Source organism: Hoeflea sp. AS60 (assembly GCF_038900115.1).
Lineage (GTDB): Bacteria > Pseudomonadota > Alphaproteobacteria > Rhizobiales > Rhizobiaceae > Hoeflea.
Genome location: NZ_JBBMQP010000001.1, coordinates 1,565,233 through 1,585,805, shown reverse-complemented (window position 1 = coordinate 1,585,805; position 20,573 = coordinate 1,565,233). Strand labels below are relative to the sequence as shown.

Sequence of the window (20,573 nt, the reverse complement as noted above, 5' to 3'; positions counted from 1 at the left end):
GTTCCTCAGATTTGCATACGTGCGATTTCGAGATAAGCGGTGACCATCTTGTCGCGGATTGCGACAGCGGTCTGCAGCGACTGTTCGGCAGCCATGATGGAGTCGACGACTTCACGCGTCGGCACCTCGCCGCGAATAGCGGCAAATGACTGACTTTCAGCGACCTTGAGATTGGTCACCACGCCTTCGCCGAGGCTTTTCATGGTATCGGCAAAAGAGGCAGGTGAAGGCGCGCCAGCTGCTGCAGCCATGTTCGGCATTGCTGCGGCACTGGCCATGTCAGTCTGCCGTGACCCACCCAGGGCCGACAGAGCAGAAAATCCAGAAATCTTGTCAATCATTGTCCAGCCCTCAGCAGATCAATCGTCATGGAAACCAGTTCGCGGGTTTGCTTCACGGTCTGGAGATTGGCTTCGTAAGACCGGTTGGCTTCCCGCATATCAGCCAATTCGACCAAGACATTCACGTTGGGCAGCTTCACCATGCCCTTGCTGTCAGCCGCCGGATTGCCCGGGTCATATTCGATCGTGAACTCACCGGGATCGTTATCGATCTTGGAAACTTCGGCGCGCGAGGCGCCAATCGAACGGTCGAGTTCCCATGAAAAACTGATGGTCTTGCGGCGATAGGCATCTGCTCCGGGCGTATTGCCGGTCGACTGGGCGTTGGCCAGGTTTTCGGAAAGCACGCGCATCCGGGTTTCCTGAACATTCAGGCCCGATGAGGCGATGCGGGATGCGAGAGTAAGCGGATCAACAGGCATAGTCAGCGCCTCACGGTCAGAAGCATCAGGCGGTGAAAGGCTTTCACCATTCCCGTATTGAGTTCGTACATGCGTTTGATTTCTCCGGTCTTGCTCATTTCATCAGGCAGGCTGACCGAGTTTCCCGAAGGCTGAACATCAACGTCATCAAAGCTTCCGCTGCGAACAGCACCGCGCAAGAGGTCTTCCTGAATATGGCCTGGTTGGGTTGCAGCCATGCGGACCTGAGGCTGGGTCTTGTCGAGCACGGCTTCAAAAGCCGCCACGTCGCGTGTCGCGTAGCCAGGCGTGTTGGCGTTGGCAATGTTGCCGGCAACAACGCTTTGGCGCACTGTGAGCCAGTGTGATTGCTTTGATGCCAGTTCGAAAAGCTGAATCGGCTGCATGGCGTTTCCCTGTCTTTAACGTGATCAAAGACTAGGCCGTTAATCTTGCGTGTGCCTTACGGGAAATGTGTCGATCGGCGAGCGCCATACTCAGGGCATGTCGATGTCGAAGCAGCGTGCAGCGGCAACCACAAATGCTGGGCTCAGGCGGTACAACGACAAGCTAATCAGCCCGACATGCCGCGGCATTGCAGCCCAGTTCAAGCCCTCGGAAAAGCGCTGTCTTTGTGTGTCTCAATATCGAAACAGCCGGGCTGCCTGCTTTGGCACCCGGCTGTCTTGTTGGATTTTTCGCGTTGAATTGTCCCCCGCCAATTGCACGGGATGATCAAGCTATAGCGCATTATCTCAACGCTGGATGACTTCGCCGTTGGACGTAATGATGACCCACTGCCCGTCGCGCTTTTCGAGTGTCGCAAGCCGCGAATTGTCCGGCAAGACCGAGCCAATCCGAACAATGTACATGCCCGATCTGTCCTCGATAAGCGCCCTGCCATTGGCAACATGCAACAGCTTGTAGCGCGGCTTTCCGGGAAAAGTCGTGTTGGGGTCGATAGTGGCTGCGCCAGGTGCAGTCGAAGTTCCTTCACTCTGACCAGGCACGGTGGCGGTTATGATCGGATCAAAAGCCGAAGGTTCTGCGGCTCCGTCCCTTTCGTCGGGAATGGCAAGCGGCGATACATTGACGAACGATCGTCCGCCGACTTCCGGCAAATCCCTCGTCTCTGTGTAACCCATCGGAGCTATTCCAAAGCTCTCCTGATTGAAGAACACGTACCATGGAAAGAACGCAGCCGCGGTTGCCAGCATGAAGCCGGTGATCGCCAACACACGATCTCCGGTTCGCTTGGGAACAAATTTGCGAAGTGGAGCACCATTTTCATTCTCAACGGCTTCGATCGCGGCTTTTACAGCGTCGGTCACTGTTTCGTCCTTTCCTTGGCGGGCGATGAGACCGGCAACCCGGCCGCAGCCTTCATTGCATCCGCGAGTTCGGCAAACGCATCGGCGCTCGGTGGTTGTTCCGGCGACTGGCGCAATGTCTCGTAAATCACCGGTGTCTGTTTGATCGCCATTTCAAGTTCGGCATCAGATCCCGCCCGGTAGCCGCCGATCAGCCGCAAGTCGCGAGTTTCCTCGTAGCGGTGAATCAGGGATTTCAGACGCATCACCAGTTTTTCCTCGTCACCACGCCAGGCCTTGCGGGCCAGCCGGGAAATCGAAGTCAGCGGATTGACTGGTGGATAGCGACCTTCATCGGCGAGTGCCCGGTCGAGCACAAGGTGACCGTCGAGAATGCCACGGGCGGAGTCTGCCACCGGGTCGTTGTGATTGTCGCCATCCACAAGGATCGAGACAATTGCGGTGATTGCACCGGCACCTTCAGGGCCTGGGCCGGCACGCTCAAGCAAACCGGGCAAAGCGGTAAAAACAGATGCCGGATAGCCGCGAGCGACCGGCGGCTCACCAGCCGCCATGCCGATCTCGCGAAGTGCATGCGCAAACCGGGTCAGGCTGTCGACGATCAACAGAACATTCTCACCCGTGTCACGGAAATGTTCGGCAATGGCCATGGCCGTCAGTGGCGCAAGTTTGCGCTGCATCGGGCTTTCATCGCTGGTGGCGACCACGGCGACTGTCTTGCTCATATTCGGGCCGAGCGTATCCTCGATGAACTCCCGGACTTCGCGGCCACGTTCACCGACCAACGCCACAACGGCCCGGTCGAAATCCGCTGCCTTGGCAAACATGGACAACAACGTGGATTTTCCGACGCCTGATCCCGCGAAAACACCAAGGCGTTGCCCCTGGCACATCGGCGTAAAAACATCGACGACCCGGATCCCGGTCTTGAGAGGCTTGTCGACCCGCTGACGCAGCATTGATGCTGGAGGGGAACCTGTGACAGGACGCCGAACCGGGCCCTGTTTCAGTGGGCCAAGACCATCAACCGGCTCTCCGAGCGCATTGATCGTTCGCCCGCACCAGCTCTTGTCAGGTGACAGCCGATACGGTCCACGACGCCATACCCGTTCGCCGATATTTGCCTGGGAGCCTCCATCCACAGGACAGGCGATCAATTCATCGGGACCAAGGCTGACCACTTCAGCAAGCTTGGATGTCTCACCGGTGCGAAACGTAAGGAAATCCCCGATCCGGACGTGTCGCGACAACCCGGCCACAACACAATGTCCGGGCGCGACTGCTGTGACGGTGCCTGAAATGTCATAGCCGCCTTCGGGAGTAGAGAAGCGGCGCACGCTCTCGGCAAGCCTGGCCAGACCTGGCCGCCCGCTCATGACGCTGAGGTCTCCGGCGCAGCAAAGCAACTATTTGCCCAATCGAGCATCATGTTCAACTTCCACTGCCCAAGGTACGGATTGCTTGCTTGTACGTGTCCTCGGTTGCCTTGGTCATGGCCGAAGTGTTCTCGAAGGCACGCGAGATGACGATCAGGCGGCTCATTTCAGACAGCGCATTGACGTTTGAATTCTCAATATAGCCTTGCACCAGACCGGCACTGTCAGCGTCGAGCACCGGTTCGGGCGGTATTGTCGGCACAATTCCGAGCGCAGCCTTACGCGTGAAGCCATCTCGGAAATCAGCGCTGAACAGGCCGATCGCGCCGCGCCTGAAGCCATCCTGGGTCAAGCCGCCGTCACGCCCGGCCTTGGGCGGTTCGCCATCGGGATCCAGCTGGATCGGGGCTTCACCCGGATCAAGCACAGGATAGCCATTGATGTTGACCACCTGTCCGGTGTTCGTGAGCGTGAACCGACCGTCACGGGTCAGCATTTTCCCGGTCGGGGATTCGATCATGAACCAGGCGTCGCCGCGGATGGCAAAATCAAGCTGGCTGCCGGTGGACTTGAGACCGCCATTGGCAGTCGTCAGATAGTCCTGCCCCTGATCGACGAACGAAACATCGGTCGAGCCGGTATTGGCCAGAACTTCGTTGAATTTGACCTCTGTGGCCCTGAAACCTGTCGTATTGGCGTTGGCAACGTTGTCAGCCAAAGTTGTCAGACGGCGCTCAAGCGCAATCTGGGATGACAAAGCGACGTAAAGTGAACCCTGCATCAGCGTCCCCCGAGTTTGAGATTGTTGATCGAGAGCATCAGCTCCGGGGTGATACCAAAACCGGTGGAAGAGCCCAGTAGCAGACTCGAATCGACCGATCCGAATGCAGGGTTTTCAAGCTCCCAGAGAGCCGTGAACCGCTGCATGAAGGTGTTGAGCTTTTCCGGATCCTTGAAGTCTTCAAGGTCGAGACGCGAATTGAGCATATCCGCCTGCTTGTCGATGTCGGAGGCAGCGACTTCAGCCGGGATGCCAAGCGCCGTCCTGACAACTTCATACAGAGCGGTATCGGCCAGAATGCCGTAAGCTGAATCAAGTTGCGGCGCGGTTCGCTGGAAATACAGCGCCAGACGCACTCCGGTATTGTCTTCGCCAGCTTCTTCTTCCAGAGACAGACGGTGATACTTGTCGACCGTACCCTGCTGCGCCTTGGCGAAGATGGTCGCGGTTTCGCCGTTACGGGCAAAATTGTAAGTCTCGGCGAATTCCTTGTACTTGGAATCCGCAAGCTGATTGGCAAAGGCATCCTCGTTGTCGACGCCTTCAGTCAGCACCTTGCGCATGAACGCCTTGGCATAATTCATGTCTTCAAGACCATGGGCCTTCATGGCGTAGTTGAAGACACGTGTATCTGCCATGAATTCGTCAACGGATTTGATCTCGGAAATCCGCTTCAGGTAATATTCGCTTTCCCGGGCAACCTGAGGCTGGCTTGCAATCCGTTCGATTGAGCGCGGGAGGTCCCGGGCAATAAGATTGTAGCTGGTGTATGTTGATGTCACCGGATGTACCCCTCTTGTTTTCCAGAGTGCATTGCTCGGTTACAAAACCGGCACAGTCCCCACAAGCTTGTTCCGGATTAGGCCACCTTGCTTGTGCGAAGCTGAAGATTGGCAGGAAGCCATTCATCAAGCAGACAGATTCAGCTTCACACAAGGCTCAAGCCGTAGTGATTGTTTTGCATGTAATTTATCGCGGCGGGGCACCATGAATATCATTATTGGTTTTGTTATTACCATTGGCTGCGTGCTCGGCGGCTTTATGGCCATGGGCGGGCATATCGAAGTGCTCAACCAGCCATTCGAACTTCTGATCATCGGTGGTGCTGCAATCGGCGGCTTCATCATGACCAACCCGGTCAAGACCATCAAAGATACGATGAAGGCATTGGGCGAAGCGTTTAAAAACAAGGTCCCCAAGGAGCGTGAGTATCTCGATACGCTGAGCATTCTCTACTCGCTGATGCGCGACCTGCGGACCAAGAGCCGCAACGAGATCGAGAGCCACATCGACAATCCGGAAGAATCCGACCTGTTTCTGTCCGCTCCGACGATCCTGAAGAACAAGGAATTGACCTCGTTCATCTGCGACTACGTCCGACTGATCATCATCGGCAACGCCCGCCCCCATGAAATCGAAGCCTTGATGGACGAAGAAATCCAGACCATCTCGCAGGACCGCCTGAAGGCCTACCACGCCATGAGCACCATGTCCGACGCCTGCCCGGCAATCGGAATTATTGCTGCGGTTCTCGGCGTGATCAAGGCGATGGCCGCGATCAATGAATCGCCGGCGGTGCTTGGCGGCCTTATCGGCGCTGCGCTGGTTGGTACCATGCTCGGGATTTTCCTGTCCTACTGTGTCTTCAGCCCGATCGCCACGAACATCAAGATCGTTCGGACGAAGCAGAACAGGCTCTACACGATCGTCAAGCAGACCCTGCTGGCCTACATGAACGGTTCGGTTCCGCAGGTCGCTCTCGAGCACGGCCGCAAGACAATTTCATCCTATGAGCGTCCATCCATTGACGCAGTCGAACAGGAAATGATGAATCCTGGCGGCGGCGGCGAAGCGAAGGCGGCCTGATCCGATGACCGCGGCAACAGAGAACCAGCAAAACTCAGACCGTCGTGGATTTGATCCGGACCTTCTGGACCGGATGATCGGCGCAAAGGGCAACGGGGCAGATATCGAGACCAAAAGCGAGGCTCTGCTGAATGCTCTCTGTCCGACCCTGTCCGCTGCCTTCATGACGGCGACCGGCGTAACAATCGACGCGCGCCCTGGCGAAATCCAGATGGGACGCCGACGCGAACTGCTTTCCGAATTAAGCGGCGACACGGTCTATTGCGAAGCAACGATAGCAAACTGGTCGACAGAGATTTCAAGTCTGTGCGGCACCAAGCTTATTATCGGCATGGTAGAATGTCTGCTCGGGGGATCTGATCCTGACCAGCTCGACATTGCCTCCCGGCCACTTTCCGGTATCGAACTCGATATGTCGCTGGTGGTGTTTGAACAGCTCAACGACAGCCTGCGCAACCTGGTTTCGGCCAAGCACGACGCAAGGGCGCGGGCACAGAACCCGCAGCCGGACTATCCGGAAGAAGACGACGATCCTATACCGGATTTTCATGCAGTTGCATTGACGCTCGATGTCGAATTCGGCGCTGTAGCCGCACCACTGACCCTTATTCTGCCGCAGTCGGTCTTGCTCAAGACAACGATCAACCCGGCCAAGCTCGACAAGCAATCCGACCCCAACAAGGGCGCATGGACAGAACGGCTGAGTGATCGCGTGTCGAAGTCGCAGATCAGCCTGCAAGCTGCTGTAGCACTGCAATCGCTAGAGCTTGGGGAAGTCAGCCGGTTGCAGCCAGGCGACCTCATCGCATTTGCGCACAATGGCGATATCGAAGTTACGCTGAGCGCAAATGGAACACCGCTATACACATGTGCTCTTGGCCGGGCCGGCTCACGCTATATGGTCAAGGTTGAAGGCCAGGCCGGGCCGGACGAAAACTGGAAAACCGATTTTAAATGAGAACAAGCCCACGAGCCGCATGGAAGGCTCCGGGCAAGCTTCAAGCGGGATAAAGATACATGGCTGGCGAAAAAGCACTCGATGGCAATGAAGATCTAATAGCGCAGGACGACAGCGCTATAGACGAAGCTGTTGGTGATCTTCGTGACGTATTGAAAAAAGATACCGGCATGGAGCCGGATCTCACTGAAGAAAGCGTGGATGGTATGGGTGGCGCAGCAGCCTTTGGTTCCGATTTTGGCGCAGACCTCGAAGACGACGCTGAAGCCGACGATCCCTTCAACATTGGCGACACCGCGATGGATACATCCGATTTTGGTGCAGCTGGACTTGATACTGATGGCTTGGGCGGCACCGATTTCGGTGGCGACTTCGGCGGCGCGCCGGATCTCGATGATTCCGGAATTGGTGGGATGGGCGGAGGCTTTGGCGGCGGAAAGTCGCTGGTTCAGGATTTCGGCTCACCACAGGCTTCCCAGTCAGGCGTCAAGATGGGCGCAAGCGGGACTGCCAACCGGGTTGACCTGGTTCTTGGCATTCCGATTGATGTGCAAATCATCCTCGGTTCGAGCCGGATGGCTGTTTCCACACTCATGAACCTTTCCGAAGGCGCGACAATTGCACTCGATCGGAAAATCGGCGAACCTGTGGATATCATGGTCAATGGGAAGCTAATCGGGCGCGGAGAGATTACAGTACTTGAAACTGACGACACGAAATTTGCTGTCAAGATAATCGAAGTCATCGGCGAACCGCAGAAGAAATCGAACTGATATGACAAATTATGATGAGTTCACCCCGGAAAGCACCGAAGTCGGCACCGTTCTGACGCCGTCTGAAAAGGCTGCAGCAGTGCTGCTCGCCATGGGAAAGCCGGTGGCGGGCAAGCTGCTGAAATTCTTCGAACACGAAGAACTGCAGGAAATCATCAAGAATGCCCAGAACCTGCGCACCATCAAGCCTCAGGAACTGGTCGAACTAGTCAATGAATTCGAGGATCTGTTCAGCGAAGGCGCTGGCCTGATGGACAACGCCAAGGCGATGGAAGGCATCCTCGAAGAAGGCCTTACCCCTGATGAGGTCGATGGCCTTCTCGGACGCCGTACCCAGTTCCAGGCCTTTGAAACATCAATATGGGATCGTTTGCAGGATTCCGATCCGGATCGTGTCGGCAAGTTTCTTCAGAGCGAACACCCGCAAACTGCGGCGTATATTGTTTCGATGCTGCCAACCGCCTTTGCGGGCAGAACTCTGATGAAACTGCCCGAAAAAGCCCGCGTCGATATCGTCCGCCGGGCTGTCGATCTCAAGAACGTCAATCCGCGGGCAGCCGAAATCATTGAGGCACGGGTCCGGGATCTGGTTGCCGAGATCGAGGCGGAGAGATCCAGCACGGGCTCGGTCAAGGTTGCCGAGATCATGAACGAGCTGTCCAAGCCGGATGTCGAATCACTGCTTGGAGCGCTTGAAACTGTTTCCAAATCGGCAGTCGAAAAAGTGCGGCCACGGATCTTCCTGTTCGATGACATCATGCTGATGCCGCAGAAAAGTCGCGTTATGCTTTTCAACGACATTTCAGGCGACATCATCACAACCGCGCTGCGCGGCGCCGATCAGGCTCTTATCGATTCGGTGCTTTCGGCCATCGGCGCCCGTCAGCGGCGGATGATCGAATCGGACCTGGCTTCAGGTGCAGGCAATGTCAGCACACGTGAAATCGCAGTCGCGCGTCGCAGTATCGCGCAGGAGGCCATAAGACTGGCAGGGCTCGACCAACTGACGTTGCGCGAGGCAGCAACATCCGAAGCTGCAGCGGCATGAGCCTGAGCTCCGATGGCTGAAGACGACGACAAAGACAGCAAAACAGAAGAACCAACAGAAAAAAAGATGCGGGATGCGGTGGACAAGGGCAATGTGCCCTTTAGCCGAGAGGTCCCGGTTTTTGCGTCTACACTTGGAATGCTGGTTTTCCTGGTCTTCTTTCTGCCCAACAGCGCAGGACGATTTACCGAAGTTTTGCGGGATCTATTCGAACAATCTGACGGTTGGCGGCTCAATACCGGCGGCGATGTAATGGCGCTGTTCCAGCTGCTGTTTTGGGAAGCCGGGGGCATCTTGCTGCCGGCATTTGCCCTGCTGATGGGATTTGGTATTTCTGCTTCTGTTCTGCAGAACATGCCCAGCCCCGTGCTCGACCGGATTCAGCCCAAACTCGAGCGTATCTCGATTACCAAAGGCTTTGGCCGCATTTACGGTGTCAAGGGCTTTGTCGAATTCGCCAAGAACATTTTCAAGATCGTAGCGGTCTCGACGATCGTTGCCGTCGTGATGCAGACAGAGTATTTCCGTACTCTCGACTTCATGTTCATGGATCCTACTCTGGTCGCGCCCGACATGGCCCGCATGGCCGGAAAAGTTGTCGTGGTGGTGCTGATTTGCACGGCCGTGCTTGCCGTCCTCGATCTCTTGTGGACCCGCTACAGCTGGCATCAAGACCAGAAGATGACCAAGCAGGAAATCAAGGACGAGATGAAGCAGTCCGACGGCGATCCCATCATGAAAGCCCGTCAGAGGTCGCTTGCCCGTGACAGGGCGAGGCGGCGGATGATTTCGGATGTACCGCGCGCGACCCTGGTAATTGCCAACCCGACCCATTTTGCGGTCGCCTTGCGCTACGTGCGTGAAGAAGGCGGCGCACCGATTGTCATTGCAAAGGGTCAAGACCTGATCGCCCTGAAAATCCGTGAAGTTGCTGAAGCGCACGGAATTCCGGTTTTCGAGGACCCTCCATTGGCGCGCTCCATTTTTGCGCAAGTCTCAGTCGATAATTTCATTCCACCGGTGTTCTACAAGGCTGTTGCCGAGTTGGTGCACCGTATCTATTCGGCCAAACCAAATTCTAAAACTCCGGGCAGGCTACAATGAAACAGAACCCATTTTCTGCCGAACAGGAAAAGATCATTGCGGATGCCATCTGCACAGTGGCGAGCGAACTGCGTCTGATCGACGTGGCTGATCTGATCTCAATGCTGCGTTTTGAACGGCATGGCGACCTGGCCGACCTGGTCGCTTCGGCAGCCGAGATGTATTTTCTGCCCGGCACGATAAAGCTTGGCATTGGCGGCGATTATTATCTCGACTGGGGTGGTCAGCCGCGTGTCGTGCTCGATCTCGAGATCCGTCCGAGAAAGGTGACCATCTACGCGCGACTGGTGCTGGAACAGGACTGCGGCGGTATTGAAATCCACCACATCAATTTTGACGAGCCACTGGAAAATCCTGAAGACGACACCGCAATTCTAGCGGAAAGTCTGCGTGCAGCGGCATTCCGCCCGTTTGTGCCCGCAATCCATGTCTCCCGGCCCGCAGCCTGAAACAGTTAGAAGTCCGATACGATCTGGATGGGACCCGCCTGATGCAGATATCAGGTGAGAGCACCCACACTCCTGCATGCTATTTGCGGGATTTCGGGCCGCGCCGCCCACATCGCCTGATAGAAACCAGGTAGACCCCCGCGTCCCGTTTCAGGCGATAATGCCGAGACGGATGGCCTTGGCGATCGCCTGAATACGGTTGACTGCGTTAAGCTTGGTGGTGGCAGATCCCAGATAGGCGTTTACCGTGTGGACTGAAAGGTTGAGCTGTTCACCGATTGCCTCACTTTTCATTCCGTTGCCAACAAGTTGGAGGCACTCGATCTCACGGTCATTGAGATTTTCCGACCCGGTTGTCATTCCAAATGCCAGCCGAAGTTTCTCCCGCATTACTGTAAGAGATTTCCTGTGCAGGTCGATCAACAGGTCGTTGCTGAGCATGGCACGCGCGTCGAAGAACATTACAAATCCGTTGCCCAGCGTCCCCAATTGCACAGGAAAGGCCAGACTGGTCTCAGTGACGGCTTGGTTGCGGACGATGCACGCAGGAGACGAATCCATTGCCTGCGCATTCTCTGGCATGAAAATGACGGGGCAAGGTGACGAGCAAAGGTGACTGAGCAAAAATTCGGTATTTAGCTTGAGGAACGGGCTGACAAACTCCTGCGAACCGGGGCTTTGCGTTGTACATTCTATCTTGCCCGGCTTGAGCAAGGTGTGTGCATGCACACTGAGCACTGCGAAAGCCGTGCTGCCACACAGTCGCTGCATAGCCACAAGTTTGGGGAACAGATCAGCCATCGACCCGGCACTGCCCTCGGATCGCTCCTGGGTCCGCTCTTGGCCGAATTGGGCGTCTTGATATGCTCCGATTTCCATCAAGGTGTTCCTCTGGTCATATAATGCGCTGGCGGACGGCGAATGCAACTGCCTCGGAGCGAGTTTTCGCACCGGTCTTGTTCATGATGCTGGTGATGTAGTTGTTCACGGTGTTGCGGGAAATGCCGATAATCAGCGCGATCTCGTCACTTGTCTTGCCTTCTCCAATCCAGGAAAGGCATTCGACCTCGCGGACCGTCAGATCTGACAGCGCGTAGTTGTTGGAAACAATCTCGGGGAACTGCGACGTGTGATAAGCCGTGGCCAAAGCCACATCGCGTAAACGGTCATGGGAAAGAGACGCATCTTTATCAAAAAGAAGCACCAGCAACATGCGGGCCTGCCCCGCATTGTAGGGTATCAGACACATCCGCCGCGCATACTCGCTGGGCAGTTCGACCGAAGCATCAACTTCGCGGAATGACGGCTCGAAGGCTTGAAGACAACGACGGACCTCGCTTGTCCGCGCCTCTGAATCTACCAGCGCAACACCAAATTTGCGGACCAGATTGAATGGCCAGTCCGAGGTCACTATAAAATCATGGTTGCGGTCTGAATACTGATCGGTACGAGCAAGAAGATAGGAGCGTGCACCACCATAGGCACAAATGAGGTCCATTCCGCCCGTGAGATGCCCACAATTCCGCTGAGCTTCCAATTTATGGAGAAATGCTCCGCGCGCGATCATCAGATCCCCCTAACCCCTATGCTGCACGCTGCAGCCGGCACACACCTAGAAACCGCCACCTGGCTCGGTAGATGTCATCATCCATACGATTGTCGATACCGATTCCCCGGACCATGACCTGGCTGCACCCTATTTTGCCCCGCGCCGGTCTGACAAACGAATCGACCTGAACGCATGTATAGTGTGCCCAAAATTACCCCGAGAAAACATAACCACTTTCTAGGACTGGACAGCGCCAATTTTCTCTGAGTCAAGTTTACCCTAATTTCAACGCCATGCACGGCATGATGTCGAATCAGCCTGTATAAATGAGCCCGCATTTGGACCTCAGCTATAATTAGTCCGTCTGAATTGTATTCCTGCAGCATTGCAAGCGAACCAGCTCCGCATCCCGTCAGGATAGGTTTGGTGGGCATGCCTTACATAGGGCTCAAAGATTAAATGGCTCTAAGCCGCGCATGACAGCGGACTTCCTGGCCCTAGCCACGATCTAGCAATCTAATCCGTCGTTGACAGAGCCGGGCCAATTACGAGCCGCCAGCAAGGTGAAGCTTGAAGTGTCTTCGAGGTGTTTGAGGCCTGCCTGTGCGCGAAGCATCGCCTGGCTCGCTGCGGAACCCAACCAGTTCGCGCAGAATGGAAGGATGCAGACCTGTCGGGGTGTCAAATTCCGGACTTCGTTTCGCAGTGTCCGTGTGTTCCTACCGGGAAAACCCGAACCCCGGCACACAATCTGTCTGCCGGGGATTTGCCTTTGTCTGCTAAGCCGCCTCGCTGGAAGCCCAGCTTCTGAGGATTTTCGCGGCACGTTCTTCGTTGATCTCGACCATCCGGGCGAGACGCCGCTCTGGACCTTCCTTGACGCGGCGATTGAAGGCTCCGCTGTCCTCGAGTTCGAGATCGGATTCGCTTTCTTCGCCAAATCCGAAGTCAGCGCCGAAGCCTTCCATCGGCATTGAGCTTCCTCCGCCCATAGCCCCAGGTGAGAAGTCCGGCAGTTCCAGATCATCAAGTGCGCCAATTTCTTCCTGATCGGTGGCACCAGCCGAGCCGCGCAGGAGGGGACGGAAGCCGAACATGATCAGCAACACCGCGACCGTGATAAAGGCGATTGCATTGATGATCGTGCCCAGTTGGGTCTTCAAGGTATCCATAAGGCCAGGCTGCCCGGCATCGGCTGTGAGGATTTCGCTGGCCAGGAACTCCATGACGGTGACAGTGGCGCGGTCGCCACGTTCAGCGTCGATGCCCGATGCGGATGCGACCACCTGCTCAAGTTCCGCAACATATGCCGCGGTCTGTTCCGGCGTTGGTTCGCCACCAAGCATGTCGTCGATGCGCGCCTTGTTGACCACCACGGCAATCGACAGTCCCTCAACGGTGTAGCTGTTGCGAACGGTCGAAACTGTCTTCGAGTTGATCTCGAAGTTGGTCTGCTCTTCTTTCCGCTCAGCCAGTTCACTGGATTTAGGACCGTCAGCACCGGTAGCGCCAGGCCCCTGGTCGGGAATGTTCTGCTCTACAGTTGCAGGCGTTCCGGATGTCGATTCGCTGGAAGTCTGGTTTTCCCGTGTTACCCGAATAGACCGCTCGACGCGGGATTCCGGATCGTAAACGGTTTCCTGGATCTGCTGGCTATCGGTGTTGACATTGGCATTGACGCTAGCTCTGAAGTTCTCGATTCCAAGGAACGGCGACAACGCTTTTTCAATGTTGGTCTCGACCTCGCCTTGCACCATTTGTACGATCGACAGCGAACGGTTGATGTTCGAGTTGGAGAAATCGTCTCCGGCGGCGAGCAGCTTGCCTGTCGCATCAAGCACGGTGACTTCATCCACGGTCAAGCCTGGAACCGATGAGGCAACCAGATGACGAATTGAATCGGCAGTACGGCCGGCAATGTTGTTGCCGCCGCGCACCATCACAGAAGCTGACGGCTTCTGTTCTCCGCGCCTGAAATTACCGCGATCCGGCATGACAATGTGAACGCGGGCGGCGGAAATGCCGTTGATCGATTGGATGGTGCGGGAAATTTCGCCTTCAAGCGCCCTGACACGGGTCACTTCCTGCATGAAGCTGGTCAACCCGAGTGAGCCTACCTGATCAAACAATTCGTAACCGGCGGTGCTTGAGGACGGCAAACCACGTTCTGCCAGCAACATTCTGGCGCGATTGGTCATGCCTGCCGGAACGGTTACGGATGTTCCATCCGAACCGGCGGCGAAATCGATGTTGGATTCTGCAAGAACCAAACTGATCTGATTTATGTCTTCACCCGAGAGGCCTATGTACAAGGTCTCCCGTGTCGGCTTGTTGAGGAATATCGCAGACCCGATAATCAATAAGATCGCAAGGGCGCCAACCCCGGCAAGTGCCAACAACTTCGTCTGACCGAGGCCGGCCAGATTCTTGGTGATTTGTGACAGCTGGTTCAACAGACTCATTCTGTATCCGCGCTCAATAAAAGATGCCGGCCACATTGACCGGTATGTTCACCCTAGAGGGCGAAGCTTGCGCGAAGATGGTCAGGAACCGTCGGCCCTTGAGCGGTCAGAAAAACTCCAGGTCGCCAGACGCCTTTTGGTAAGCCTCGGCAGAGGATGTCTCATGAATGGAGGCCATCAGGCGCCGCTTCATGTCTTCCAGAGTGATCAGATTGAGTGCCGTGGTAATATCGATGAGGTGTTCAGGCTCCAATCTTTCGCCGATTCCGTTGAGGAAATCCGCAAGACCATGGGTCTTTTGAACTGCAAGATCGATTCCCTGCATAACCCGCATATGATCCGGGGAGGCAAGAAACTCGGTCGATCTGCCGTTGGAGAGAAGCGGCTCGAGCCGTTCTATCAACTGCGCGACGTCTATGAGTTCCGAACTGATCCGGGCCATGACTTCACGCAAGGGCTCGCTTGTGTCGTCGCCGTTTTCTAAGGGCAATTTCGTCATGATGGCGGAACTCCTCAGAAAAACTCGATCGACGTATCCACCGGCTTCGGTGCAATGATCTTTGGTGCCGCAGTCTCAAGTGCCACTGTCTTCTGCATTTCTGCACCGGAAAGCGGATACTGGCGGGCGCGACCGCTGACTGGATAATATTCGAGCTTGCGCCCGACATCGCCGCCGGTGTTGCTGCCGACAATACGAATGCCTTCATCGCTCAGGAACTGCTGCGCAAATTCGGCGTTCTTCTCCCCGACATTGGAAAAGCCCGCAATTGTCTTGGCGCCGCCGATAATCTTGGCTTCGATGCGTTCGCGCCGGGCGCCCTTCTTCAACAGGCCGTTGATGAGCAATTCCATCAAATGCACGCCGTAACGGGTCGCTTCGCCGCCAGACCCGTTGCCCGAACCGGGCAACAGGAAATGGTTCATGCCGCCAACGCCCGCTACCGGATCACGCATGCACGCAGCTACGCAGGATCCAAGAATGGTGGACAGAACGACATCCGGATCGTCAGATACTTTGTACTCGCCCTGGATCACATGAATCCGGCGAAACTGGACGTCTGTTGTCATTTCAACGATCCAAACACGGCCTCGATCGCCGCTTTCATTTTTTCAATGGTGAACGGTTTCGCAAGAACGTTGTTGGCACCGAGTGCAGCAGCTTTCTGAACCAATGCCCGGTCACCCTGGGCTGTCAGCATGATGAATGCCGCTTTCTTGGTTGCCGGATTGGATCGGACCGCCTGGAGAAAGCCCAAGCCATCCATTTTCGGCATGTTGAAGTCCGAAATAACCAGATGGTGCGGCTGCTGAGCCATGATCTTGGCGCCTTGCTCACCGTCGCCGGCCACAGTGATCTGTGTGAAACCGAGCTGCTGCAGGGCGTCGCCGAGCAGAAGCCGGCTGGTCACCTGATCATCAACTATGAGAACCTTGATTTTCTGTGCAATGGACATCACGCGACCCTATCTTTGCGAGAGGTTGTTGTTGTTGACTTGAGGATCTCTTCCCCAATCTGATTAAGCGGCAATTGGAAATCTACGGCACCGATCTCATGCGCTACGCGCGGCATGCCGTAGACAACAGAGGTTTTTTCGTTCTGACCGATCGTGGTGGCGCCAGCCTTGTGCATTTCCAGCAACCCGCTTGCGCCGTCACGCCCCATGCCGGTCAGGATGACTCCGACCGCCTTGCGCCCGGCAAGTTTAGCGACTGATCTGAACATCACGTCGACCGAAGGACGGTGACCGTTGACCGGTGCACCCTCCATCAGCATGCAGCGAGGCGCGGTCGGATTGGAAATCTCCATATGGCGGTCGCCACCTGGCGCAAGATAAATGCGGCCGATCTCAAGCCGGTCGCCATCCTCTGCTTCTTTGACCTGAGGTGCGCATAGCCGGTTGAGCCGTTCCGCGAAACTCTTGGTGAAAGTCGCAGGCATATGCTGGGTAATGACCGTTGGCGGACAGTTTGCCGGGAATTTGGTCAAAACCGCGATCAATGCCTCTACTCCACCGGTCGAAGCGCCGATTGCGATGATCTTGCGCGCCGGCTGATAATCGCTGGGAGCCGCGTAGTCCGGTACCGCAACACCTGGCTGCCCGTTGGACAGTTCAGGCAAATGTCGTTGCGAACGCGCCGCAGCCTTGACTGTTTCAGCCAGTCCCGCGAACGGCTTCGGATCGCCGGGCAATGGCTTGCCGATGCAATCAAATGCTCCTATCTCGAGCGCCGCAAGTGTCGCCTCGGCGCCGCGCTGGGTAAGCGTCGACACCATGATGACAGGCATGGGCCTGAGTTTCATGATCTTATCAAGAAACTCGATGCCATTCATGTTCGGCATCTCGACATCGAGCGTGATGACATCTGGGTTGAGCTGCTTGATGGCGCTTCTGGCTTCAAGCGCATCGGCGGCTTCACCAACAACTTCGATGCCCGGATCAGACCGGAGAACGGCCCTGATCAAGCTCCGCATAGTCGGAGAATCATCTACAACAAGTACACGCGTTCGTGCTGTCATGGTCTTCAGATCCTCCCCTTGTGGCGATAAGTCGTGATGGCCGTATTTTCGAAACGATCCTTGCCGTCACCGGAAAGCCGTTCTGAATGGCCGATGTAGAGATGCCCGCCGGGCGGCAGAAGATCTGCGTACCGGACCCAGATTTTCGCCTGGGTCGGCTCATCAAAGTAAATCACAACGTTACGACAGAAGATGACATCGAACGGCCCCCGAAACGGCCACTGTGCCATCAGGTTGAGTTCTTTGAAGCTCACCAACTGCTTGACCTGGTCGTTGACCTTCCAGCGCTTTTCGGGCGTCTGGGTGAACCACTTGCTGCGCATTGCGCCATCGACGGTTTCGATAGACTGACCATCATAGACGCCGGCTTTCGCCTGAGCGATAATCTTCGGGTCGATGTCAGTCGCAAGAATCTTGAAGTCAAGGCTCGCCACATTCGGCGCCATTGAGAGCACTGTCAGGGCAATCGAATAGGGCTCCTGGCCATCAGAGCAGGCAGAAGACCATATGCGAACCCGACCGCCGGAATTGGCACGGCTAATGAGACCCGGCAGCACTTCATTGCGAAGATGCTCGAAATGATGGTTTTCGCGGAAAAAGCGGGTGAAGTTCGTCGTCAGGAAGCTCAACATCTCGCGACGTTCGTCAGCGCCTGCAGTTGAACTGACGAGCGCGCAATAGTCCCGGAAGCTGTTGAGCCCAATCTGACGCAGCCGCTTTGACAGCCGTGAATAGACCAGAGATGCCTTGGTCTCGTTGAGAGCGATACCTGCATCGGCATAGATCATTCCGGCGATCTCGGAGAGATCCTTGCGAGTGAGCGGATACTCTCCCTTTACAAGGCAATCGTCAGGCCGTCCCGATTGGAGAATTGCAGCGGCGCTCATGCGGCCTCACTTTCAGTACTGGCAAAAAGGGCGTTGAGTTGAATAAAGCAGATCATTCGATCATCCATCGGAAGCATCCCGCGGATCAGTTCAGGATCCATGTTCTTGCTCACGTCCGGCGCCGAATGAATGTCGCTCGCAGGGACTGCCAGAATGTCTGACACTGCGTCCACAAGCAGACCGACAATCTGACTTCCGATTTGCGTGACTATGATCACGTGTCCCTGAGACGGTTCGGCTGGAGCCATACCCAGCCTCACCGACAAGTCCATCACCGGCAGCACCACCCCACGAAGGTTGATTACTCCACAGACGTGGGGCGGAGAGTGCGGCAAGATCGTCGCGGGTGTCCAACTGCGGATTTCACGCACTGATATCACTTCGATGCAAAACTCCTGATCGCCAAGGTTAAAGGCAATCAACTCCAGCATATCATTTCCGGAAATCCGCATGGTGTACTGTCCCTCTTAACCGGTCGCCGCGAGCATCATGTCAGGGCTCAGCGGCTGACCGCGAGAAGCCGTGACAACTGCATCGACATCAAGAATGAGAGCCACTCGTCCATCGCCAAGAATTGTTGCCGCGGCAATGCCGGGAACATTCGTGTAGTTGGCTTCGAGGCTCTTGATCACCACCTGCCGCTGGCCCTGGATGGCGTCGACCATCAGCGCGCGCTGACCGCCACCCTCGGATTCGACCAGCAATGCCACCCCATCGATCGGATTTGCGAGATCCGAGCGGAAGTTGAGGATATTGCCGACGTCGACGAGCGGGCAGAATGTATCGCGGATCGCAATAAGCCGCTGGCTTGGACCGAAGGAATGGATATCGGCCTTCTCCGGCTGCAACGTCTCCACAATTGCGGTGAGCGGCACAACAAGCGTCTGGTTGGCGACCGTGACGACCATTCCGTCGAGGACGGCAAGTGTCAACGGCAAGCTCATGGTGAAGACAGAGCCCTTGCCAGGCTTGGAAGTGATCGAAATCCGACCTCCCAGAGCCTGAATGGAGCGCTTGACCACGTCCATGCCGACGCCACGTCCGGAAATGTCCGAAATCTTGTCCGCGGTGGAAAAACCGGGGTGGAAGATCAGGTTGTCGATATCCTCATCACTCAGATTTGCATCGGGAGCAATCAAGCCATTCTCGATCGCCTTGGAACGGACACGCTCGCGGTTGATGCCAGCGCCGTCGTCGGCAATCTCGATGACGATACGCCCGGAGCGGTGTTTCGCGCTCAGACGCAGAACACCTTCGGCGTTCTTGCCAAGCTCGGTACGCTTCTCCGGCCGTTCCAGTCCATGGTCGACCGCGTTGCGGATCATGTGCGTCAACGGTTCGGCGATCTTGTCGATAACCGTCTTGTCGACTTCGGTGTTTTCACCTTCGGTAACCAGTCGAACCTGCTTGCCGGTCATGTCTGCAATTTCGCGAACGATCCTGCCCATACGCTGGAATACCGGTTTGACCGGCTGCGCACGGATGGCCATCACGCTGTCCTGGATTTCCCGGGTCAGCTGCTGAAGTTCTTCGAGTCCAAGGTTGACGGCGGATGAGCCGCCGCTTTCGTTTTCAACGACACTTTGCGCCAGCATTGCCTGGTTGATGACCAACTCACCAACGAGGTTGATCAGACGATCAACCCGGTCAAGGTCGACACGGATGGTCTGTGGCGCGGCAGGAGCCGCGGGAACCACGTTTTCCTTCTTCTCAGCTTCTGCCGCAATCGCCTTGGCTGCGAGCGGCAAGTTCGCCGGAGCCAGAGGTGTTTCTTCGGCGGCTGCGGGAGTTTCGGAAACGGCTGGTTCGGAAGAAACAGACGGCTGATCTTCCAGCAGAGACAGGTCGAACGGAACTGCCGCCATCGGCTGCTCCTCACCCGAAGCGTTCAGGGCGGCAAAAGCCTCCTCGTCAGCACCGGCCTTGATTTCAACCGTGGAGTCCCACTCTACAAACTCGAAAACCTGACGAACGGCTTCTTCGTCCTGATCGGTTTCAACCCGGATCAGCCATGAAAAATACGAACCTTCAGGATCGAGCATATCAATCGAGGGCAGATCGTCGGTTATGCAGCGCACCTGAAGCTCGCCGAGCTTGGCCAGTTCGCGCAGGATAAGAACGGACTCATTGCCTTTCGCGTAAAGATCGGAGCGCGGCTTGAAGCGAACAGTAAACACCGAATGGCTATCATCGATCGCGAGTTCATCATCATCATCAATGCTGTCGAAACTGAACGGAACGGGCTGAAAACCGCTGTCGTCGGACGGTGCCGGTGCCTCGACCGCCGGAGCTTCTACCTTGGCCGCCGCGGGTGCAGCGGCGGGTGCAGCGGAAGTCGGCAATGGCTGGCCCTTGGCGTAGGCTTCAAGTTCAGCCACCAGACCCGAGGTACGGGATGCCTCAACGCTGCCGCCATCGCGAGACGCCGCGGTGAGGTCGGCCAGAACATCGGCGGATCTGAGCATTACCTTGAGCAGGTCCGGCGAGGCGTCAAGCTTGTTGGATCGAACGCAATCAAGTGTTGTCTCAAACACGTGAGCGAAGGAGACGAGATCATCCAGACCAAAGGCCCCTGCGCCACCCTTGATCGAATGCACCGCGCGAAAAACCGCATTTACCGTTTCCGGATCGGTATCGCCATCATTGAGTCGGAGCAGACCAGATTCCAGTTCTGCGAGTTGTTCCTCGCATTCCTGGAAGAAGATCTCCTTGATTTCATTCATATCCAT

General features: G+C 56.2%; 23 protein-coding genes. 6 read left to right on the top strand and 17 right to left on the bottom strand.

The genetic code is table 11. The features are described 5' to 3' along the window. Positions 1-5 precede the first annotated feature (5 nt). The 7 genes from WNZ14_RS07340 to WNZ14_RS07310 all read right to left on the bottom strand — a co-directional run bounded on the left by WNZ14_RS07340 (position 6) and on the right by WNZ14_RS07310 (position 5,012). Positions 6-341, bottom strand: a complete 336-nt coding sequence (locus WNZ14_RS07340; RefSeq protein WP_342867919.1) for a flagellar hook-basal body complex protein FliE — start codon at positions 339-341, stop codon at positions 6-8. Next, positions 338-763 (bottom strand): flagellar basal body rod protein FlgC, encoded by a 426-nt coding sequence (flgC, locus tag WNZ14_RS07335; RefSeq protein WP_342867918.1) that lies wholly within the window; start codon positions 761-763, stop codon positions 338-340. The genes WNZ14_RS07340 and flgC overlap by 4 nt, the downstream gene beginning before the upstream one ends. A 2-nt stretch (positions 764-765) precedes the next feature. Then, the gene (gene flgB, locus WNZ14_RS07330; protein WP_342867917.1) at positions 766-1,149 is read right to left on the bottom strand and encodes a flagellar basal body rod protein FlgB; all 384 of its coding nucleotides are present in this window, start codon (positions 1,147-1,149) and stop codon (positions 766-768) included. Positions 1,150-1,497: 348 nt separating this feature from the next. Further along, the gene (locus WNZ14_RS07325; RefSeq protein WP_342867916.1) at positions 1,498-2,073 is read right to left on the bottom strand and encodes a flagellar protein; all 576 of its coding nucleotides are present in this window, start codon (positions 2,071-2,073) and stop codon (positions 1,498-1,500) included. After that, positions 2,070-3,449, bottom strand: coding sequence for a flagellar protein export ATPase FliI (fliI, locus tag WNZ14_RS07320; protein WP_342867915.1), 1,380 nt, complete (start codon positions 3,447-3,449; stop codon positions 2,070-2,072). The genes WNZ14_RS07325 and fliI overlap by 4 nt, the downstream gene beginning before the upstream one ends. 55 nt (positions 3,450-3,504) lie before the next feature. After that, positions 3,505-4,230 carry a flagellar basal-body rod protein FlgF gene (gene flgF, locus WNZ14_RS07315; protein WP_342867914.1) on the bottom strand — a complete coding sequence of 242 codons (726 nt, stop codon included), beginning with the start codon at positions 4,228-4,230 and terminating at the stop codon, positions 3,505-3,507. Then, a complete protein-coding gene (locus tag WNZ14_RS07310; protein ID WP_342867913.1) occupies positions 4,230-5,012 on the bottom strand; it encodes a DUF1217 domain-containing protein in 783 nt (260 codons plus the stop codon). The genes flgF and WNZ14_RS07310 overlap by 1 nt, the downstream gene beginning before the upstream one ends. Before the next feature lie 205 nt (positions 5,013-5,217). On the opposite strand from WNZ14_RS07310, the gene motA reads away from it, so the two are divergent. Genes motA through WNZ14_RS07280 form a run of 6 tightly spaced genes read left to right on the top strand, consistent with a single transcriptional unit; the run spans position 5,218 to position 10,428 of the window. Next, entirely contained in the window at positions 5,218-6,096 is an 879-nt protein-coding gene (motA, locus tag WNZ14_RS07305; RefSeq protein ID WP_342867912.1) for a flagellar motor stator protein MotA, read from the top strand. A gap of 4 nt (positions 6,097-6,100) precedes the next feature. Then, the gene (locus WNZ14_RS07300) at positions 6,101-7,054 is read left to right on the top strand and encodes a FliM/FliN family flagellar motor switch protein (RefSeq protein ID WP_342867911.1); all 954 of its coding nucleotides are present in this window, start codon (positions 6,101-6,103) and stop codon (positions 7,052-7,054) included. Between the two features lie 59 nt (positions 7,055-7,113). Continuing rightward, positions 7,114-7,827, top strand: a complete 714-nt coding sequence (fliN, locus tag WNZ14_RS07295) for a flagellar motor switch protein FliN (protein WP_342867910.1) — start codon at positions 7,114-7,116, stop codon at positions 7,825-7,827. A 1-nt stretch (position 7,828) separates the two neighbouring features. Beyond that, a complete protein-coding gene (locus WNZ14_RS07290) occupies positions 7,829-8,875 on the top strand; it encodes a flagellar motor switch protein FliG (protein WP_342867909.1) in 1,047 nt (348 codons plus the stop codon). Between the two features lie 12 nt (positions 8,876-8,887). Beyond that, positions 8,888-9,979 carry a flagellar biosynthesis protein FlhB gene (gene flhB, locus WNZ14_RS07285; protein ID WP_342867908.1) on the top strand — a complete coding sequence of 364 codons (1,092 nt, stop codon included), beginning with the start codon at positions 8,888-8,890 and terminating at the stop codon, positions 9,977-9,979. Continuing rightward, positions 9,976-10,428 carry a hypothetical protein gene (locus WNZ14_RS07280; RefSeq protein WP_342867907.1) on the top strand — a complete coding sequence of 151 codons (453 nt, stop codon included), beginning with the start codon at positions 9,976-9,978 and terminating at the stop codon, positions 10,426-10,428. Before flhB ends, WNZ14_RS07280 begins: the two co-directional genes overlap by 4 nt. A gap of 150 nt (positions 10,429-10,578) precedes the next feature. Here WNZ14_RS07280 and WNZ14_RS07275 read toward each other — a convergent pair whose 3' ends face one another. The 10 genes from WNZ14_RS07275 to WNZ14_RS07230 form a co-directional block, all read right to left on the bottom strand. Next, positions 10,579-11,307 carry a helix-turn-helix transcriptional regulator gene (locus WNZ14_RS07275; RefSeq protein WP_342867906.1) on the bottom strand — a complete coding sequence of 243 codons (729 nt, stop codon included), beginning with the start codon at positions 11,305-11,307 and terminating at the stop codon, positions 10,579-10,581. Positions 11,308-11,323: 16 nt separating this feature from the next. Then, positions 11,324-11,995 (bottom strand): helix-turn-helix transcriptional regulator, encoded by a 672-nt coding sequence (locus tag WNZ14_RS07270; protein WP_342867905.1) that lies wholly within the window; start codon positions 11,993-11,995, stop codon positions 11,324-11,326. Positions 11,996-12,756: 761 nt separating this feature from the next. Further along, the gene (fliF, locus tag WNZ14_RS07265; RefSeq protein WP_342867904.1) at positions 12,757-14,439 is read right to left on the bottom strand and encodes a flagellar basal-body MS-ring/collar protein FliF; all 1,683 of its coding nucleotides are present in this window, start codon (positions 14,437-14,439) and stop codon (positions 12,757-12,759) included. A gap of 106 nt (positions 14,440-14,545) precedes the next feature. Continuing rightward, a complete protein-coding gene (locus tag WNZ14_RS07260; RefSeq protein ID WP_342867903.1) occupies positions 14,546-14,938 on the bottom strand; it encodes a hypothetical protein in 393 nt (130 codons plus the stop codon). Between the two features lie 14 nt (positions 14,939-14,952). Next, positions 14,953-15,507, bottom strand: coding sequence for a chemoreceptor glutamine deamidase CheD (gene cheD, locus WNZ14_RS07255; RefSeq protein WP_342867902.1), 555 nt, complete (start codon positions 15,505-15,507; stop codon positions 14,953-14,955). Next, entirely contained in the window at positions 15,504-15,893 is a 390-nt protein-coding gene (locus WNZ14_RS07250; protein ID WP_097108711.1) for a response regulator, read from the bottom strand. The genes cheD and WNZ14_RS07250 overlap by 4 nt, the downstream gene beginning before the upstream one ends. Beyond that, positions 15,893-16,957, bottom strand: coding sequence for a chemotaxis response regulator protein-glutamate methylesterase (locus tag WNZ14_RS07245; RefSeq protein ID WP_342867901.1), 1,065 nt, complete (start codon positions 16,955-16,957; stop codon positions 15,893-15,895). Before WNZ14_RS07245 ends, WNZ14_RS07250 begins: the two co-directional genes overlap by 1 nt. Positions 16,958-16,962: 5 nt before the next feature. After that, positions 16,963-17,844: a protein-glutamate O-methyltransferase gene (locus tag WNZ14_RS07240; protein ID WP_342867900.1), complete on the bottom strand. Its 882-nt coding sequence runs from the start codon at positions 17,842-17,844 to the stop codon at positions 16,963-16,965. Then, complete coding sequence (locus tag WNZ14_RS07235) at positions 17,841-18,275, bottom strand: chemotaxis protein CheW (RefSeq protein WP_342867899.1); 435 nt, start codon at positions 18,273-18,275, stop codon at positions 17,841-17,843. Before WNZ14_RS07235 ends, WNZ14_RS07240 begins: the two co-directional genes overlap by 4 nt. A gap of 36 nt (positions 18,276-18,311) precedes the next feature. Then, on the bottom strand, positions 18,312-20,573 hold the full coding sequence (locus WNZ14_RS07230; RefSeq protein WP_342867898.1) for a chemotaxis protein CheA: 2,262 nt from the start codon (positions 20,571-20,573) through the stop codon (positions 18,312-18,314).

What these genes read in the sequence shown, in the direction of transcription:
- WNZ14_RS07270 (WP_342867905.1), bottom strand. Translation starts at nt 11,995, where the DNA reads ATGATCGCGCGCGGAGCATTTCTCCATAAATTGGAAGCTCAGCGGAAT.
- WNZ14_RS07300 (WP_342867911.1), top strand. Translation starts at nt 6,101, where the DNA reads ATGACCGCGGCAACAGAGAACCAGCAAAACTCAGACCGTCGTGGATTT.
- flgB (WP_342867917.1), bottom strand. Translation starts at nt 1,149, where the DNA reads ATGCAGCCGATTCAGCTTTTCGAACTGGCATCAAAGCAATCACACTGG.
- flgF (WP_342867914.1), bottom strand. Translation starts at nt 4,230, where the DNA reads ATGCAGGGTTCACTTTACGTCGCTTTGTCATCCCAGATTGCGCTTGAG.
- cheD (WP_342867902.1), bottom strand. Translation starts at nt 15,507, where the DNA reads ATGACAACAGACGTCCAGTTTCGCCGGATTCATGTGATCCAGGGCGAG.
- motA (WP_342867912.1), top strand. Translation starts at nt 5,218, where the DNA reads ATGAATATCATTATTGGTTTTGTTATTACCATTGGCTGCGTGCTCGGC.
- flgC (WP_342867918.1), bottom strand. Translation starts at nt 763, where the DNA reads ATGCCTGTTGATCCGCTTACTCTCGCATCCCGCATCGCCTCATCGGGC.
- fliI (WP_342867915.1), bottom strand. Translation starts at nt 3,449, where the DNA reads ATGAGCGGGCGGCCAGGTCTGGCCAGGCTTGCCGAGAGCGTGCGCCGC.
- WNZ14_RS07230 (WP_342867898.1), bottom strand. Translation starts at nt 20,573, where the DNA reads ATGGATATGAATGAAATCAAGGAGATCTTCTTCCAGGAATGCGAGGAA.
- WNZ14_RS07260 (WP_342867903.1), bottom strand. Translation starts at nt 14,938, where the DNA reads ATGACGAAATTGCCCTTAGAAAACGGCGACGACACAAGCGAGCCCTTG.
- WNZ14_RS07280 (WP_342867907.1), top strand. Translation starts at nt 9,976, where the DNA reads ATGAAACAGAACCCATTTTCTGCCGAACAGGAAAAGATCATTGCGGAT.
- flhB (WP_342867908.1), top strand. Translation starts at nt 8,888, where the DNA reads ATGGCTGAAGACGACGACAAAGACAGCAAAACAGAAGAACCAACAGAA.
- fliN (WP_342867910.1), top strand. Translation starts at nt 7,114, where the DNA reads ATGGCTGGCGAAAAAGCACTCGATGGCAATGAAGATCTAATAGCGCAG.
- WNZ14_RS07275 (WP_342867906.1), bottom strand. Translation starts at nt 11,307, where the DNA reads ATGGAAATCGGAGCATATCAAGACGCCCAATTCGGCCAAGAGCGGACC.
- WNZ14_RS07245 (WP_342867901.1), bottom strand. Translation starts at nt 16,957, where the DNA reads ATGACAGCACGAACGCGTGTACTTGTTGTAGATGATTCTCCGACTATG.
- WNZ14_RS07240 (WP_342867900.1), bottom strand. Translation starts at nt 17,844, where the DNA reads ATGAGCGCCGCTGCAATTCTCCAATCGGGACGGCCTGACGATTGCCTT.
- WNZ14_RS07340 (WP_342867919.1), bottom strand. Translation starts at nt 341, where the DNA reads ATGATTGACAAGATTTCTGGATTTTCTGCTCTGTCGGCCCTGGGTGGG.
- WNZ14_RS07250 (WP_097108711.1), bottom strand. Translation starts at nt 15,893, where the DNA reads ATGTCCATTGCACAGAAAATCAAGGTTCTCATAGTTGATGATCAGGTG.
- fliF (WP_342867904.1), bottom strand. Translation starts at nt 14,439, where the DNA reads ATGAGTCTGTTGAACCAGCTGTCACAAATCACCAAGAATCTGGCCGGC.
- WNZ14_RS07290 (WP_342867909.1), top strand. Translation starts at nt 7,829, where the DNA reads ATGACAAATTATGATGAGTTCACCCCGGAAAGCACCGAAGTCGGCACC.
- WNZ14_RS07235 (WP_342867899.1), bottom strand. Translation starts at nt 18,275, where the DNA reads ATGCTGGAGTTGATTGCCTTTAACCTTGGCGATCAGGAGTTTTGCATC.